The organism is Kitasatospora sp. NPDC101108, from assembly GCF_055584725.1.
This window is the reverse complement of sequence record NZ_JBVJLM010000001.1, coordinates 920464-934056: the sequence shown is the minus strand read 5'-3', so window position 1 is coordinate 934056 and position 13593 is coordinate 920464. Positions and strand designations below refer to the sequence as shown.

Here is a 13593-nt window from a genome sequence, read left to right as displayed (position 1 = left end):
CTCACGGCGCGATCTCGAACGCGGGCGGCTTCAGCCCCGCGAGGCAGCCCTTGTCCGGAGCGGTCGGGGTGTTGAAGAACGACCGCGTGATGGACTGCGCGCACGGCGAGTCGGCGAAGACCACGTGGGCGACGTAGGGGATGGTCAGCTCCGTGGACCGGCTCAGCGTGCGGGCGGCGTACGCCCCGTTGCTCGGTGCGGTCTGGGCGTCGAACCCGCCGGACAGCACCAGGGTCGGAATGTCGCTGCGCGTCACGTCCCGGATCGAGGCGTCCGCCGGCGGTACGTGCCAGGCCCGGCAGTCCCCGTGGAGGAAGGCGAGCAGCGGGGCGTTGGCCACCACCGACCGGGGGAAGGTCGGGAATTCCCGCTGCCCGGCCCGGCTCACGTCGGCCCGGCTCTCGAACGGCGTCCACTCGCGGCAGAAGACCCCGTACGCGAGCCCGTGGGACATCCTCCCGATGGCCTGCGGGCTGAGCTTGCCGCCCGCCCACTGCTCGGCGACCCGCTGCGGCTTGCCGTGGGCCAACTCGTCGATGGAGCGGGGCACTCCGGCCGCCACGTGGGTGGCGGAGACCAGCCAGTTCACCAGGGCCCCGCCGTCCAGCACGACCTCGGCCGGCTCCGGGCGGCCCGGAACGGGGACGGTGGTGGTGACCGGATCGTCCTCCAGCCGGCTGACGAGGCGCTCGAAGGTGCCCTTCAGGTCCGGGTAGCGGGCGTTGCAGGCGGGCTGCTCGGCGCAGGCCTTGAACAGGCCGTCGAAGCCCTCGCGCGCGGCCTTCCAGGTCACGGCCCCGCCCGCCAGGGACGGCGGCAGCACGCCGTCGATGCCGACCGACCGGATGCCCTTCGGGTGCAGGCGCATGTAGATCAGGGCCAGATCGGTGCCGTAGGAGATCCCGAACACGTTCCACTGCTCGACGCCCAGCGCCAGGCGCAGGTCCGCGTAGTCGGCGGCGCTCTCGGTGCTGTCGTACGCGGCGAGGTCGGCCCCCCGGGCCGCCAGCTGGTCGCGGCAGGCCCGGGTCGCCCGGACGTGCTGGTGTCCGGTGGACCGTGCGTCGTAGACGAGGCCGACGGCGCGTGCGGTGAACTCGTCGATGTTGGGGCAGGTGAGCGCCGGGTCGGCGGCGTAGGTGCCCCGCTGGGACATGAAGATCACGTCCCGGTCGCGGTTCAGGCCGCCGTTGAGCGCGAGTTGGATCTCGGAGACCGCGTCGTCGCCGGGGCCGCCGGCGAGCCACACGATGGGGTCGTCCGCGGTCCGGTGCGCGGCCGGCACCACCGCGACCCCGAGGGTGATCTTCCGCCCGTCGGGTCGGTTCCGGTCCTCGGGCACGGTGAGCGTTCCGCAGCGGGCCCCCTTCAGTCCGGGGGCCGGGTCGGCGGTCCGCGGGCAGGGGCCCGGCTGGTAGCGGGCGTGGCCCACGGTCCGGGCGACGCTGCCGAGGGGTTCCCCGGCGCCGGCCCCGGCCCGGGCGGGCGCCGCGGCGAGGCCGGTGACGAGGACGCCGGCCGTGGCCCCGGCCAGGGTGGTCAGGAGCCGTCGCGTGGCGGGCCGGTGACGGACTGGGCGGTGGGGGCTCATGAGGACTCCGGAGCGGGGGTGACGGTGAACGGCTTCGGGGCGAGCGCGGCCGCGCAGGAGGTGTCCGGCGCGGCCGGATCCGCCAGGAAGGAGGCCAGGACGCGCTGCGCGCACGGGGATTGGGGGACGACCCAGTGGCCCACCCCGGGGATCCGCACGGTGGTCGGGCGGGACAGCGTCCGAGCCGCGTACGACGCCCAGGCCGCCCCGGACTTCGCGTCGAAGGTCCCGGAGAGGAGCAGCACCGGCACGTCGCCGACCGTGGCCACCCGCTGGACGTCCGTGCGGTCGGGGACGTCCCAGGCGCGGCAGACGCGGTACTCGAAGGGCAGCTGCGGCGCCTGGGCCAGCACCCGGGCCGGCCAGTCGGGGAAGGCCTCGCGGCCCGCCTCCAGCAGGTCGTGGTGCGAGTTGTCCGGCACCCACTCGGCGCACGCCACCGACTGGGTCAGCCCGTGGGCGGTCTCGCCGACGGGTGTCCCGGCGCCCGCGGCCCGGGCCCGGGCGAAGCGCTCCGGATTCCCGCGGGCGAGTTCGTCGAGTGCCGCGGGGACGTCGGCGGCCTTGACGGCGTTGGCGACCAGCAGGTTCACCAGGGCGCCGCCGTCCAGGACGACCTCCACCGGGGCCCCGCCCGACGGCGGCCGTGCCGTCAGCCGCAGCGGGTGCGCCTCCAGCCGTCGGACCTGCCGGCTCAGCGTGCCCGGCAGGTCCGGGTAGCGGCTGCCGCAGGCCGGCTGGGCGGCACAGGCCGCGAGGACCGCCCCGATCCCCTCCCGGGCGCTGTCCCAGGTCCACGGCAGGCTCACGACGTCCGGGGGCACCACCGAGTCGATCGCCACCGAGCGGATCCCCTCGGGGTGGCGCCGCAGGTAGGTCAGAGCCAACTCGGTGCCGTACGAGTACCCGTAGACGTTCCACCGGGCGATGCCCAGCGCCTTGCGCAGATCGGCGAAGTCCGCCGCGTTCTCGGTCGTGTTGTAGGCGGCCAGGTCGGTCCCGTCGGCCGTCAGACGGTCCCGGCACTGCCTCGCCGCGCCCACCAGGCGCCGACCGGTCGCGGGTGCGTCGTAGCGCAGCCCGACGGCCTCGGCGGTGAACCGGTCGATCTCCGGGCAGAGCAGGGCGGGCTGCGAGTGGAGCGCGCCGCGCTGGGCCATGACGATCAGGTTGCGGTCGCGGTTGACGCCGGAGGCGACCAGGAAGGGGATGCTTCCGAAGGCGTCCCCGCCGGGCCCCCCTTCCATGAACACCACCGGGTCCCCGGCGGGCCCGGCCGAGGTGGCCGGGAGGACCGCGACCGCCAGCCGGATGGTCCGCCCGCCGCGGCCGACGCGGTTCTCGGGCACCTCCAGCATCCCGCAGTGCCCGGGGACCGGCTCGGGAGTCTTCGGGCAGGGGCCGGGCACGAACCGCGGCGGGGCTCCCTGCAGGGGGCCGCCCGCGGACGGCGACACCGCGGCCGCCGACGTCGGCGTCGGACCGACCGCCCCCAGGAGGGCCAGCGCGGCCGCGGCCAGGGCCGTCCCGGTCCGTGCGCCCCGGCGGCGCCGCCGCCCGGACCGGGGCCGCGTCCGTATTCGTCCGGGGCCGCTGTTCCCGTGGAGGGACGGCGGGCCGCCCGGGCTGTCGCCCTGTCCCAGCATGAGGTCTCGTCTCTCTCAGGTCCCCGGAGGGGCGGCGCCGCGTGATTCCGGCAGCCGCCGCACAGTTCGCACGGGGATCGCGTAGCCCAGCCTGGGGCTACGGGGAGACGTCCACCACTCGTGGGCTCCACACGGAGGAGCCCTTCGCACCCGGGAGGCGACGACCTACGCGGGAGTGACCGGGACCAGGCCGTTCGCCGTACCGGTCACGAACCCGGTGGGGTGGCCGACCACGCCGCCCGCGTCGCCGACCTGGCCGGGGACCGCGCCCGGCACACCGGTCAGCGGAGCGGGCAGCCCCTCCTGGCCGCCGACGGCACTGGCGTGCGCACTCGGCGCGGTGAGGGAGGCCACGAAACCGACCGCGATCGAGGCGACGGCGAGCATGCTGCGCTTCTTCATGGCCGGTCCAACGACCGTGCGCCGCAAGGGTTACGGCTGGATCCGTGCGCGGTCCGCAGCAGATCCTCGGCCTGGTGCGGATCGCCGGTCGGCAGCCGGGCCGTACGCAGCAGCGCGGGAGCGCGGGCGGCGACGGACTCCGCGAAGTCCGGTGTCGCGTCGACGGGCGGCGCGGTCGGTTGCCCGTCGGGCCGGGGAATTCTCACCCGGCCCCCGCGACAGGGCCTCGGAGGCCGCCGGAGCGTTGGACGGCCCGCGTGCCGGCCGGGGCCAGGCCGGGCGGCAGGCGGGCCGTGGGGACCACCATGGCCTGCCGGACCGGGCACGGCCAGGGGCGCACGGGGGCGTCCGGGGTCGCAGCGCGGCGCGATCGGGCGGGCGAATCGCGGCAGAGCGTCCGAAAGCCGATCAGTTTCCGCGAAGCGCGTCAGATCGTCCGGATTCCCTCCGTCGCGCCGGTTCCCACCGCCCGTGCGCCGGCGGCCGGGGCGTCCGCCACCGGAGCCACCGGCGCGATCGCCCGGTCCGGGTGGACCGGCATCGGCGGGGTGCGCCGCCCCGGCGAACCGAGCAGGGTGCTGTTGGTCCGTCAGGCCTCGCCGCACGGCTTCGACCCGAGCCGTGACGACACGCGGGCATCCCCCGTACGGACCACGTTGCTGGCGGCGCCCCCGGGGCGGGGGATAACGTTCGTAGTGCTTCGTCCCCTGACGGACGGGGCCACGGCCGTCGGAGAACCTGGCCAGGTCCGGCGGCCGTACTTCTGTGCTCCGACGCTTTTCGAGGCGCCCTGACGACTCCGCAGGCACAGCCCGTAGGCTGGCGCCCGAGACGACGCCCGCGATCCGGATGCCAGGAGCCCCCGTGACCAGCCCCGCTGCACCCGTACTGGTGATCGGCGAGTGCGTCGCCGACATCGTCCGCACCGACGGCGCCCCCGACACGGTGCACCCCGGCGGCAGCCCGGCCAACCTCGCGTACGGCCTGGCCCGGCTGGGCCGTCCGGCCGTGCTGCTCACCGAGCTCGGGCCGGACGCCAACGGGCGGCTGATCCGCGCCCACCTGGAGTCGGCCGGGGTCGAGGTCCGGGCCGCCGAGGTGGCGCGGACGCCCTCCGCGGTGGTGCGGCTGGACGGCCAGGGGCGGGCCCGGTACACCTTCGACATCGGCTGGACCCTCCCGCCGACCGAGCTCTCCGAGGCACCCGCCGCGATCCACCTCGGCTCGATCGGCGCGGTCACCGAACCGGGCGCGGCCGCGGTCCTGGCCCTGGTGCGGCGGTGGCGCGGCCGGGCGCAGGTCAGCTACGACCCGAACGTGCGCCCCGCGCTGATGGGCGGGCGCGCGGAGGCCGTCCGCCGGGTCGAGCGCTGCGTGGCGCTCAGCGACCTGGTCAAGGCGAGCGACGAGGACCTCGCCTGGCTCTACCCGGGCGAGCCCGTCGAGGCCGTGGCCGAGCGCTGGCTCGCCCTGGGCCCCGCCGTGGTCGCCGTGACCCTGGGCGCGGAGGGCGCCGTCGCGCTCACCGCAGGGGGCCGCCGGGAGCGGGTGGCGGCCGTCCCGGTGCCGGTCGCGGACACCGTCGGCGCCGGCGACTCCTTCATGGCCGCCTTCCTGCACGCCCGCGCCTGCGGCGCCGACCTCGCCGACTGCCTCACCCGGGCCGTCACCGCCGCCGCCGTGACCGTCTCCCGCCCCGGCGCCAATCCGCCCTCGGCCGCCGAACTGGCCGACGCCCTGGGGCGCCACGCGGACGCCGACGCGGTGTAGCGAGCCGGTCAGGCGGCCGGGGTGAGGTCCTTGCCGTACCAGACCTCGGAGTAGGGGCCGCTGTTGTACGCCGGTATCTCTCGGTAGCCGTTGCGCAGGTACAGGGCGCGGGCCTCGACCAGGTCGAGGCGGGTGTCGAGGACGATCCGCTCGGCGCCCATGCCGCGGGCGGCCTCGTCGACGGCGGCGAGCAGCCGGGCACCGCCGCCGGTGCCGCGCAGGCCGGGGCGGACGAAGACCCGGGTGAGCTCGACGGTGGTGGCGTCGTAGCGCCGCAGGCCGGCGCAGGACTGGGCGGCGCCGTCGTAGCGGCCGATCAGGAAGAGGCCGCCGGGGGCGGCCAGGTCGTCGCTGGGGGAGTCGGCGAGGCCGGCCTCCAGCTGCTCCGGGGTGCCCTCCCGGCCCAGGTGGAGACGGTAGTAGCGGTTGGCCACGTCGTAGTAGTACTCGCGCAGCAGCGCCTCGGCCTCGGGGGAGGTCACGTCGGCCGTGGTGACGGTCCAGAGTTCGGAGCGGCTGCGCGCGGTGTCGGTCATGCGCGCATGATCCACTCCCGGGGGCCGTGGCCGCAAAGGGTTTTCGTGCCGGTTCCGGAGGAGTTCGGCAAAGGAACGGCAAGGCGACCGGCGTGCCGTTGCCCCGGGTGGGTGACGGGGGGATTGGCGGAGGTGTACGGCGGGGGAGCAGTAGCAGCTATGAACGGACCATCAGTTTGTCGCACCGGCGGGGGTTCGAGGACGAGTCGGAAGCGGACCGGCCTGCTCGCCGCCGTCTGCCTCACCGCCGTGGTCGCGGGTTGCGCCGGCCCCGCCGCCCAGCCGAAGCCCGCCCCGGCCGGCGGAGCCTCCGCGGTGTCGGGGGCCGTGCCGCTGAAGCTCCCCGGGCTGGCCCGCCAGGAGGAGGAGACCAGCGGCGAGGCGGCCGCCCGCCAGGCGGACGCGGCCCGCGCCGCCCTGGAGACCGCACAGCACTGGGGCCTCGACCGCCCGCCGCTGAAGGCCCCGCCCCGCCCGGCGGCCAGGACCGTGCTCACCCCGGTGCAGGGCGTCAAGCTGAAGGACGGCCGCCCGCCCGTGGTGTTCCGGGTGCCGATCCAGGAGAAGGTGGTCTTCCTGACCATCGACGACGGCCACGAGAAGGACCCGGAGTTCTCCCGGATGGCCGAGGAACTGGGCATCCCGTTCAGCGCCTTCCTCTCCGACTACCTCGTCCGCGACAACTACGGCTACTTCCGGGACCTGCACAAGCAAGGCGTGGAGATCAACAACCACACCATCAACCACCGCAACCTCAAGGTCCTCGACTACGAGACCCAGCGCCAGGAGATCTGCAACCAGCAGGACCAGCTGGAGCAGCAGATCGGCGTCCGCCCCCGGCTGTTCCGGCCGCCGTACGGCGAGTACAACGACGACACCCTGCGCGCGGCCGCCTCCTGCGGGGTGCAGGCGGTGCCGCTGTGGAACGAGGAGGCCTTCCCGGACCACATGGAGTGGCGCTACGACGACCGCAAGCTCCACCCGGGCGACATCATCCTCACCCACTTCCGCGGCACCTCCGACTGGAAGGCCACCATGCCCGACCTGCTGCGCAAGGTGGTCAACGAGGTCACCGCGGCCGGCTTCTCGCTCGGCCGCCTGGACGACTACCTGTAGCCGACCACCCGCCGCGGCGGCCTCAGCCGAGCGAGAGGGCGTCGAGGTACACCCAGACGCCCTCGTGCCGGACGAACCGGCTGTGCTCGCTGAGCACACCCTGCTCGGCGCCCTCGGTCCAGTGCGCCCGGAAGGCGACGGTGCCCTCGGCGTGGAAGGCGCCGCCCTCGCTGGTGGAGACCACCTCCAGCCGGGTCCAGCGCAGCGCCGGGTCGAAGTCCACCTCGGCGGGCCGGGTGTCCGGGTGCCAGGTGCGCAGCAGGTAGGCCTCGTCCTGGGCGGCGAAGGCGCTGAACCGCGAGCGCATCAGCGACTCGGCGGTGGTGGCCTTCGCCTGGCCGCGGTGCAGCCGGCCGCAGCAGTCGCCGTAGCTGGCGGGCAGGCCGCACGGGCACGGGGAGGAGGGCAGCAGCCGGGGAGCGGCGGGGCGGGGCGCGGAACGACGTCGGGACATGCCGTCCATTGTCCCCCACGGCCGGTGGCCGCACGCCGGGCCCGCCCCTCCCCGGTCGGGAGGGGCGGGCCCGGTGGTGCTACTTCGCCCGCTGGAAGGAGTAGTTGAACTCGGCGCTGCCGAAGTGGCCCATCATCCGCAGCCAGAACGGCATCATCATCTCGGTCGCCCGGGCGCCCGTGATGTCCCCGAGGTCGACGATCCACCCGGCCGGCCAGCCGAACTCGCCCAGCAGCGCGACCGTCTCGGCCTTGGCCCCGGCGTCGTTCCCGGCGATGAACAGGTTGTGCTCACCGGCCAGCTTGGCCGGCTCGACCATCAGCGCGCAGTTCAGCGTGTTGAGCGCCTTCACCACCCTGGCGTCGGGGAACTCGCGCTGGATCCGCTCGCCGACGCTGTCGGTGTTCACCGGGTCGAGGGTGACGCCCCCGTCGGGGCCGAACACCAGCGGGTTGGAGACGTCGATCAGCAGCTTCCCGGCGAGGTGCCCGGCCCCGGCCGCGCGCAGCGCCGCGACGGAGACCGTCCCGCCGGTGGCGTTCAGCACCACCTCGCCGAAGGCCGCCGCCTCGGCGAAGGTCCCGGTGCTCCCACCGGGGCCGGCCTGCTGCGCCCAGGCCGTCCCCTTCTCGTTGTCCTTGCTCCGGGAGCCCAGCATCACCTGGTGGCCGAGGGCGACCAGCTTGGTCCCCAGGGTCTGTCCGACCATGCCGGTGCCGATGATTCCGATGCGCACGTCTTCCCCGTTTCGTCCGGTGCCGGCCGGTCCTCGTGGAGCAGCCGCGACGACCATAGTTGACGGCCCGTCACCAGGGGCGGAACCCGGGGTCGGCGGGCGCTTCCCGCGGTTCGCCGAACCAGCGGCGCAGCGCCCGGTCCAAGCCCTGCGGGTCGGCGGCCCCGGGGGCGCAGGCCCAGGCGACGTAGCCGTCCGGGCGCAGCAGCAGTGCGGCGGCGGGTGGCTGCGGGCGGTCGGCGGTCACCACGTCGACCCGGTCCTTCCAGCCCGCCGCGAGGTCGGCGAGGCCGAGCCCGCCGCCACTCAGGTCGATCAGCAACGGCCGTGCGCTGCGGGCGAGTTCGGCGAGGCGGACGTCTCCGTCGGCGGTGCCGAGGGCGAGCTCCGGGGCGAAGCCCCCGGCGAGCGGGTGCGGGCAGCCGGTGTCGTAGCGGACGTCGCTGCCCGCCATCAGCGCGGCGATCCGGGCGAGGTTGTCGTCGTGGGCGAGCAGTTCGCCGACCAGGGCCCGCAGGGCGGTGACCCCGGGGCCGGGCGACATCAGTGCGATCTGTGCCTGGGAGTGCATGAACACCCGCTCGCCGACCGGGTGGCGTTCGCGCTGGTAGCTGTCCAGCAGGCCGGGCGGGGCCCAGCCGTGGAGGTCGGCGGCCAGCTTCCAGCCGAGGTTCGCGGCGTCCTGCAGGCCGAGGTTGAGGCCGGGGCCGCCGGTGGCGGCGTGGACGTGGGCGGCGTCGCCGACCAGCAGCACCCGGCCGTCGCGGTAGCGCTCGGCGAGCCGGGTGTTGTGGCCGGCGGTGCGCCGCGGGGTGAACGGGCCGGCGGTGCGGGCCGGGGCGAGTTCCAGCTCGGCGCCGGTGACCCGGCGGATGCTGGCGCGCAGCTCGTCCAGGGTGAGCGGGGCCTGCTCGTCCGCCGGCGGGCCGCCCCACTCCAGGGTGGCGATCATGACGGCGTCCGGGTTGAACGGGGCGATGACGAACACCCCGTGGTCGGTGCGGGTGTGGGTGTACGGGCGGAACGGGGTCGGGCAGCCGGGCAGCAGGACGTCACCGTCGTCGGTGATGCTGATCCCCTCGGGCGGCAGCACATGGGCGACGCGGGAGACCGGGTCGGGCGAGGTGACGCCGGGGAAGCCGATCCCGGCGAGCTTGCGGACGGTGCTGCGGCCGCCGTCGGCGCCGACCAGGTAGCGGGCCCGCAACCGCTCCGCGCCGTCGGGGCCGTGGACGTCGACCGTCACCCCGCTCGGGTCCTGGGCGAGGCCGGTGACCTCGCGGCCGCGGCGCACGGTGACACCGAGTTCGAGGGCGCGCTCCTCCAGCACCTCCTCGATCCGGTGCTGGGGCACGGGCACCGCGTGCAGCGGGTTCGCGTCGAGCCGGTGCAGTTCCAGCGGAAAGGCGCCGAACACGAAGCGCGGTACGGGCCGCGGCGCGCCCGGGGCGCCGCTGAGCGGTTCGTGGAGGCCGCGGTGGTCGAGCAGGCGGAGCACCTGGCCGACCAGTCCGTTGGCCTTCTGCTCGCCGGAGCGCGCGGGCAGCCGGTCCAGCACCACCGGCCGCACTCCGGCGAGCGCCAGCTCGCAGGCCAGGAACAGCCCGACCGGTCCCGCGCCGACGATGACGACGTCGTTGGTCATCTCGAATCCCCCTCTGGAACTTCTCGTTCAGGAACGTGACGGTTCGGGCAGTCCGGCGGCCAGCTGCCGCAGCGCCTCGGCGAGCAGCGACTTGAAGGGCACCGCGGGATCGGCGCTCAGGTAGTGCTCGTGGGAGACCTGCAGCGCGGAGAGCGCTGCGGAGGCGACCAGCTTCGGGTAGAGGTCCCGGGCGGCGTCGGTGCCGGTCCGGGCGGCGATCGCCGCGGTGAGCTCGGCCCGGGTCCCGGCGCCGCCGCGGAGCAGCTCGGCCTGGAGCGAGGGCTCGCGCAGCAGTACCCGTACGGCGGCGACCCAGCCCGGGTCGGGCGCCTCCTCCGCCCCGTCGAAGGGCTCGACGAGCGCCTGGGTCAGCGCCTCCCACAGCGGTTCCGCCGCCGGACGGGCCCGTAGGGCCTCGGCGGCCCGCAGGATCCGGTCGCGGTGCCGGAAGACGATCGCCTCGGCCTTGCTGGAGAAGTAGTTGTTGTAGGTGCGCGGGGACACCCCGGCCGCGGCCGCGATGTCCTCGACCCGGACGTTCTCCAGCCCCCGCTCCACCGCCAGGCGCAGTGCCGCCCAGCTCAGTGCCTCCCGCGTCGCGGCCTTCTTCCGTTCCCGCAGACCGGGCTGCCCGTTCGTCATGGCCGTCACTCTGCCGTGAAACCTGCGCGCCGCGCAATAGTGCGGGCCACGCAAGTTTCTCCGGGGTTCCGGGGCCGTGGCGAGCCGCCTGCCACCTGCGCTTCGTCGCTGGTAGTAGTTGCGTGGTTGCGGAGCGGTGCCCCGTGGGGGGTCGTGCCCGCAGGAATTCCGGCGGAACGACTCGACAGGACGTGAGGAGCGGTCATGGGTGGCAGACAGCGTCCGCCGCGAGCGCGGAGCCCGCGCCAGGGCGGGCCGGCCGGCGGCGGCCGGGCGAAGTCCCGGGTGGGGATCGCCCGGATCGAGGGCTACCTGGCCTGGGAGGCCGAGGTCGCGGCGGCCGAACGGGACGCCCGGGCCTTCGCCGCCCGGTTCCCCTGGCTGCCGGACGCCGAGCGGGAGAGCCTCGAACTGGCCTACACCGCCGACCGGTTGCGCTACGCCGAGGAGGTCGTGGACCGCGCCGTCGAGCGCTGCCGCCGACTGGCCGCCCGCTACCGTGCCGAGTGCCGCCGGATCTGCACGCGGTGGGCGGCGCTCTGCCTGTCCGTCACCGTCGCGGCGGCCCTGTTCGCCGTCCTCCCGGCGGCCCTGCGGCTCTGAGCCCTGCCGGAGGCGTGCACGGCATCGACGAGGGCCCGCCGCGCCGGCGACGGCGCAGCGGGCCCTCCTCGCGCCGGGACCCGGGATCAGTGGTGGCCGTGGCCGCTGCTGATCTCCGCGTGCTCCTCGGCGGTCGGCTTGGCGATCTGGCTGCCCTCGCCGTAGAAGCCGCGGGACAGCTTCGCCCGGGTGCGAGTCCACAGGCCGGCCCGGCGGACCACGCCGTTCTCGTCCACCTCGGGCTCCAGCACGATCGGCTCCGGCTGCTCGTGCGCGGTGAGGGTGAACAGCCGGCCCTGCGACAGCGGCGCGTGCACCTCGACGTACTCGCCGTGCTGCAGCCGGTTGATGACCCCGGTCTCCCGGCCGTGCAGGACCTTGTCGCGGTCCCGTCGCTGCAGGCCCAGGCACCACCGCTTGGTGATCACGAACAGGACCACCGGCACGGCGAAGAAGGAGGCCCGCACCGCGTAGGTGATCGCGTTGATCGACAGGTGGAAGTGGGTCGCCAGCAGGTCGTTGCCGCCGCCGGCCAGCAGGATCAGGTAGAGGCCCATCCAGGCCACGCCGAAGGCGGTGCGGACCGGGTGGTTGCGCGGACGGTCGGCGATGTGGTGCTCGCCGCGGTCCCCGGTGACCCAGGCCTCCAGGAACGGCCAGCACCAGATGACCAGCAGCAGGGTCGGGAAGACCATCAGGGGGATGAACACCCCGAGGTTGAGGGTGTGGCCGCCCCAGACGCTGATCTCCCAGCCGGGCATCACCCGGATCAGGCCCTCGGAGAAGCCCATGTACCAGTCCGGCTGGGCGTCCGTGGACACCTGGTCGGGCCGGTACGGGCCGTACGCCCAGATCGGGTTGATCGTGGCGATCGCCGACATGACCGCGACCACGCCGAAGACCAGGAAGAAGAAGCCGCCGGCCTTGGCCATGTAGACCGGCATCAGCGGCATGCCGACCACGTTCTCGTTGGTGCGGCCGGCCCCCGCGAACTGGGTGTGCTTGTGGTAGAAGACCAGGATCAGGTGGGCCGCGAGCAGACCCACCATGATGCCCGGGATCAGCAGGATGTGGACGGTGAACAGCCGCGGGATGATGTCCATCCCCGGGAACTCGCCGCCGAACATGAAGAACTGCAGGTAGGTGCCGACGATCGGGACGGCCAGGACCGCGCCCTCCATGAAGCGGATGCCGGTGCCGGAGAGCAGGTCGTCGGGCAGCGAGTAGCCCATGAAGCCGTCGAACATGCCGAGGATCAGCAGCAGCGCCCCGAAGACCCAGTTGATCTCGCGCGGCTTGCGGAAGGCGCCGGTGAAGAAGACGCGCAGCATGTGGGTCAGCATCGAGGCGATGAAGACGACGGCCGACCAGTGGTGGATCTGGCGCATCAGCAGGCCGCCGCGGACGTCGAAGCTGATGTTGACCGTGGAGGCGTAGGCCTCGGACATCCGGATGCCCTTGAGCGGGACGTACGAGCCGTCGTAGACGACCTCGCCCATGCTCGGGGTGAAGAAGAGGGTCAGCCAGACGCCGGTCAGGATGATGATGACGAAGGTGTAGAGCGCGATCTCACCCAGCATGAAGGACCAGTGGTCGGGAAAGATCTTGCGCAGGTTGGACTTGGCCAGGGAGTAGATGCCGAGCCTGCCGTCGGTCCAGTCGGCGAGGGCCTCGGCCTTGTTGGCCGGCTTGGTGCGCTTGCTGGTCACCGGTCCCGGCTGCGAGTGCAGTTCGGTGCTCACGACGGGCTCCCCGGCGTTCCCGGCGTGCCGTGGCGGAGGCCCGCCGGCGGGAACGCCGGCCGACGAAGTGTTGTGATCATGGGACCTCTCGATACGGGCCCGCCGGGCGGACCGGCGCGCGGACCTGGGCGGTTCACTGGACCCGTTGCTCAGGGTGATGGGGCGCTTACTCTGTCATGCTGTCGGCAGGGGGCCGACTGTGCACGTCCATCGGGCCGTCCGGCCGCGCGTGTCGGGCCGGACGGGGGGCGCTGACGCCCGATCGGCTGGCCCCCGGTCGGCGCAAGCGGGGGCGATGCTGCGCTCGGGTGCAGCTGGAGCGTGTCGGTGCGCGCCGCGTCCGGGCGCCGGGAGGGCGTGGGCCTACGCTGCGCCAATGGCGGATCACCGTGAACTCTTCGAGGACGTCACCGAGGCCCTGGCCCGCGCCGGGTTCGACACCGCGCCGGGTGCCTCGCCCCTGTCGATCGGCCCCCACCCCGAGGGTGTGGTGGTCGGCTGGTCCCCGGGTGAGGAGCCGGACGGGCCGCCGTCCGGCCTGGCGCGGGCGGCGGTGACCGCGGCGGCCGCGCTCGTCCTGCGGGAACGGGGCCTCCTGGTCACCGAGACGGGGGAGGGTGACCTGCTGGTGCGCTGCGCCGAACCGGTGACGGTGCCTCCGGAGGCGGAGGCCGAGGCGGCGCCCGAGCAGTGGTGGGGGTGACGAAGAT

General features: G+C 74.4%; 13 protein-coding genes. 4 read left to right on the top strand and 9 right to left on the bottom strand.

The window, feature by feature from the left end:
• Position 1: 1 nt before the first annotated feature.
• From ACZ6Z8_RS04145 to ACZ6Z8_RS04135, 3 genes are all read right to left on the bottom strand, one after another.
• Positions 2-1591 carry an alpha/beta fold hydrolase gene (locus tag ACZ6Z8_RS04145; RefSeq protein WP_465606108.1) on the bottom strand — a complete coding sequence of 530 codons (1590 nt, stop codon included), beginning with the start codon at positions 1589-1591 and terminating at the stop codon, positions 2-4.
• Positions 1588-2949 carry an alpha/beta fold hydrolase gene (locus ACZ6Z8_RS04140; protein WP_465606340.1) on the bottom strand — a complete coding sequence of 454 codons (1362 nt, stop codon included), beginning with the start codon at positions 2947-2949 and terminating at the stop codon, positions 1588-1590. Before ACZ6Z8_RS04140 ends, ACZ6Z8_RS04145 begins: the two co-directional genes overlap by 4 nt.
• Before the next feature lie 453 nt (positions 2950-3402).
• Positions 3403-3639 (bottom strand): hypothetical protein, encoded by a 237-nt coding sequence (locus ACZ6Z8_RS04135; RefSeq protein ID WP_465606106.1) that lies wholly within the window; start codon positions 3637-3639, stop codon positions 3403-3405.
• Between the two features lie 864 nt (positions 3640-4503).
• Between ACZ6Z8_RS04135 and ACZ6Z8_RS04130 the strand changes: the two genes are divergently transcribed.
• On the top strand, positions 4504-5409 hold the full coding sequence (locus ACZ6Z8_RS04130; protein ID WP_465606104.1) for a carbohydrate kinase family protein: 906 nt from the start codon (positions 4504-4506) through the stop codon (positions 5407-5409).
• 8 nt (positions 5410-5417) lie between these two features.
• Here ACZ6Z8_RS04130 and ACZ6Z8_RS04125 read toward each other — a convergent pair whose 3' ends face one another.
• Positions 5418-5945: a GNAT family N-acetyltransferase gene (locus tag ACZ6Z8_RS04125; RefSeq protein ID WP_465606102.1), complete on the bottom strand. Its 528-nt coding sequence runs from the start codon at positions 5943-5945 to the stop codon at positions 5418-5420.
• Positions 5946-6272: 327 nt separating this feature from the next.
• Between ACZ6Z8_RS04125 and ACZ6Z8_RS04120 the strand changes: the two genes are divergently transcribed.
• Positions 6273-7061, top strand: coding sequence for a polysaccharide deacetylase family protein (locus ACZ6Z8_RS04120; RefSeq protein ID WP_465606100.1), 789 nt, complete (start codon positions 6273-6275; stop codon positions 7059-7061).
• 22 nt (positions 7062-7083) lie between these two features.
• Here the strand turns inward: ACZ6Z8_RS04120 and ACZ6Z8_RS04115 are convergent, their stop codons facing one another.
• The 4 genes from ACZ6Z8_RS04115 to ACZ6Z8_RS04100 all read right to left on the bottom strand — a co-directional run bounded on the left by ACZ6Z8_RS04115 (position 7084) and on the right by ACZ6Z8_RS04100 (position 10538).
• On the bottom strand, positions 7084-7515 hold the full coding sequence (locus tag ACZ6Z8_RS04115) for a YchJ family protein (protein ID WP_465606098.1): 432 nt from the start codon (positions 7513-7515) through the stop codon (positions 7084-7086).
• A gap of 79 nt (positions 7516-7594) precedes the next feature.
• Positions 7595-8251, bottom strand: coding sequence for an NADPH-dependent F420 reductase (locus tag ACZ6Z8_RS04110; protein ID WP_465606097.1), 657 nt, complete (start codon positions 8249-8251; stop codon positions 7595-7597).
• 70 nt (positions 8252-8321) lie between these two features.
• Positions 8322-9896, bottom strand: coding sequence for an FAD-dependent monooxygenase (locus ACZ6Z8_RS04105; RefSeq protein WP_465606096.1), 1575 nt, complete (start codon positions 9894-9896; stop codon positions 8322-8324).
• Between the two features lie 27 nt (positions 9897-9923).
• Positions 9924-10538, bottom strand: a complete 615-nt coding sequence (locus ACZ6Z8_RS04100; RefSeq protein WP_465606094.1) for an acyl-CoA-like ligand-binding transcription factor — start codon at positions 10536-10538, stop codon at positions 9924-9926.
• A gap of 204 nt (positions 10539-10742) precedes the next feature.
• Here ACZ6Z8_RS04100 and ACZ6Z8_RS04095 point away from each other — a divergent pair, with 204 nt between their 5' ends.
• Positions 10743-11141: a hypothetical protein gene (locus tag ACZ6Z8_RS04095; RefSeq protein WP_465606092.1), complete on the top strand. Its 399-nt coding sequence runs from the start codon at positions 10743-10745 to the stop codon at positions 11139-11141.
• An 86-nt stretch (positions 11142-11227) separates the two neighbouring features.
• On the opposite strand, the gene qcrB is transcribed toward ACZ6Z8_RS04095, so the two are convergent.
• Positions 11228-12850, bottom strand: a complete 1623-nt coding sequence (gene qcrB / locus ACZ6Z8_RS04090; protein ID WP_465606338.1) for a cytochrome bc1 complex cytochrome b subunit — start codon at positions 12848-12850, stop codon at positions 11228-11230.
• Positions 12851-13259: 409 nt separating this feature from the next.
• Between qcrB and ACZ6Z8_RS04085 the strand changes: the two genes are divergently transcribed.
• Positions 13260-13586, top strand: a complete 327-nt coding sequence (locus ACZ6Z8_RS04085) for a hypothetical protein (RefSeq protein ID WP_465606090.1) — start codon at positions 13260-13262, stop codon at positions 13584-13586.
• The last annotated feature ends 7 nt before the right edge of the window (positions 13587-13593 follow it).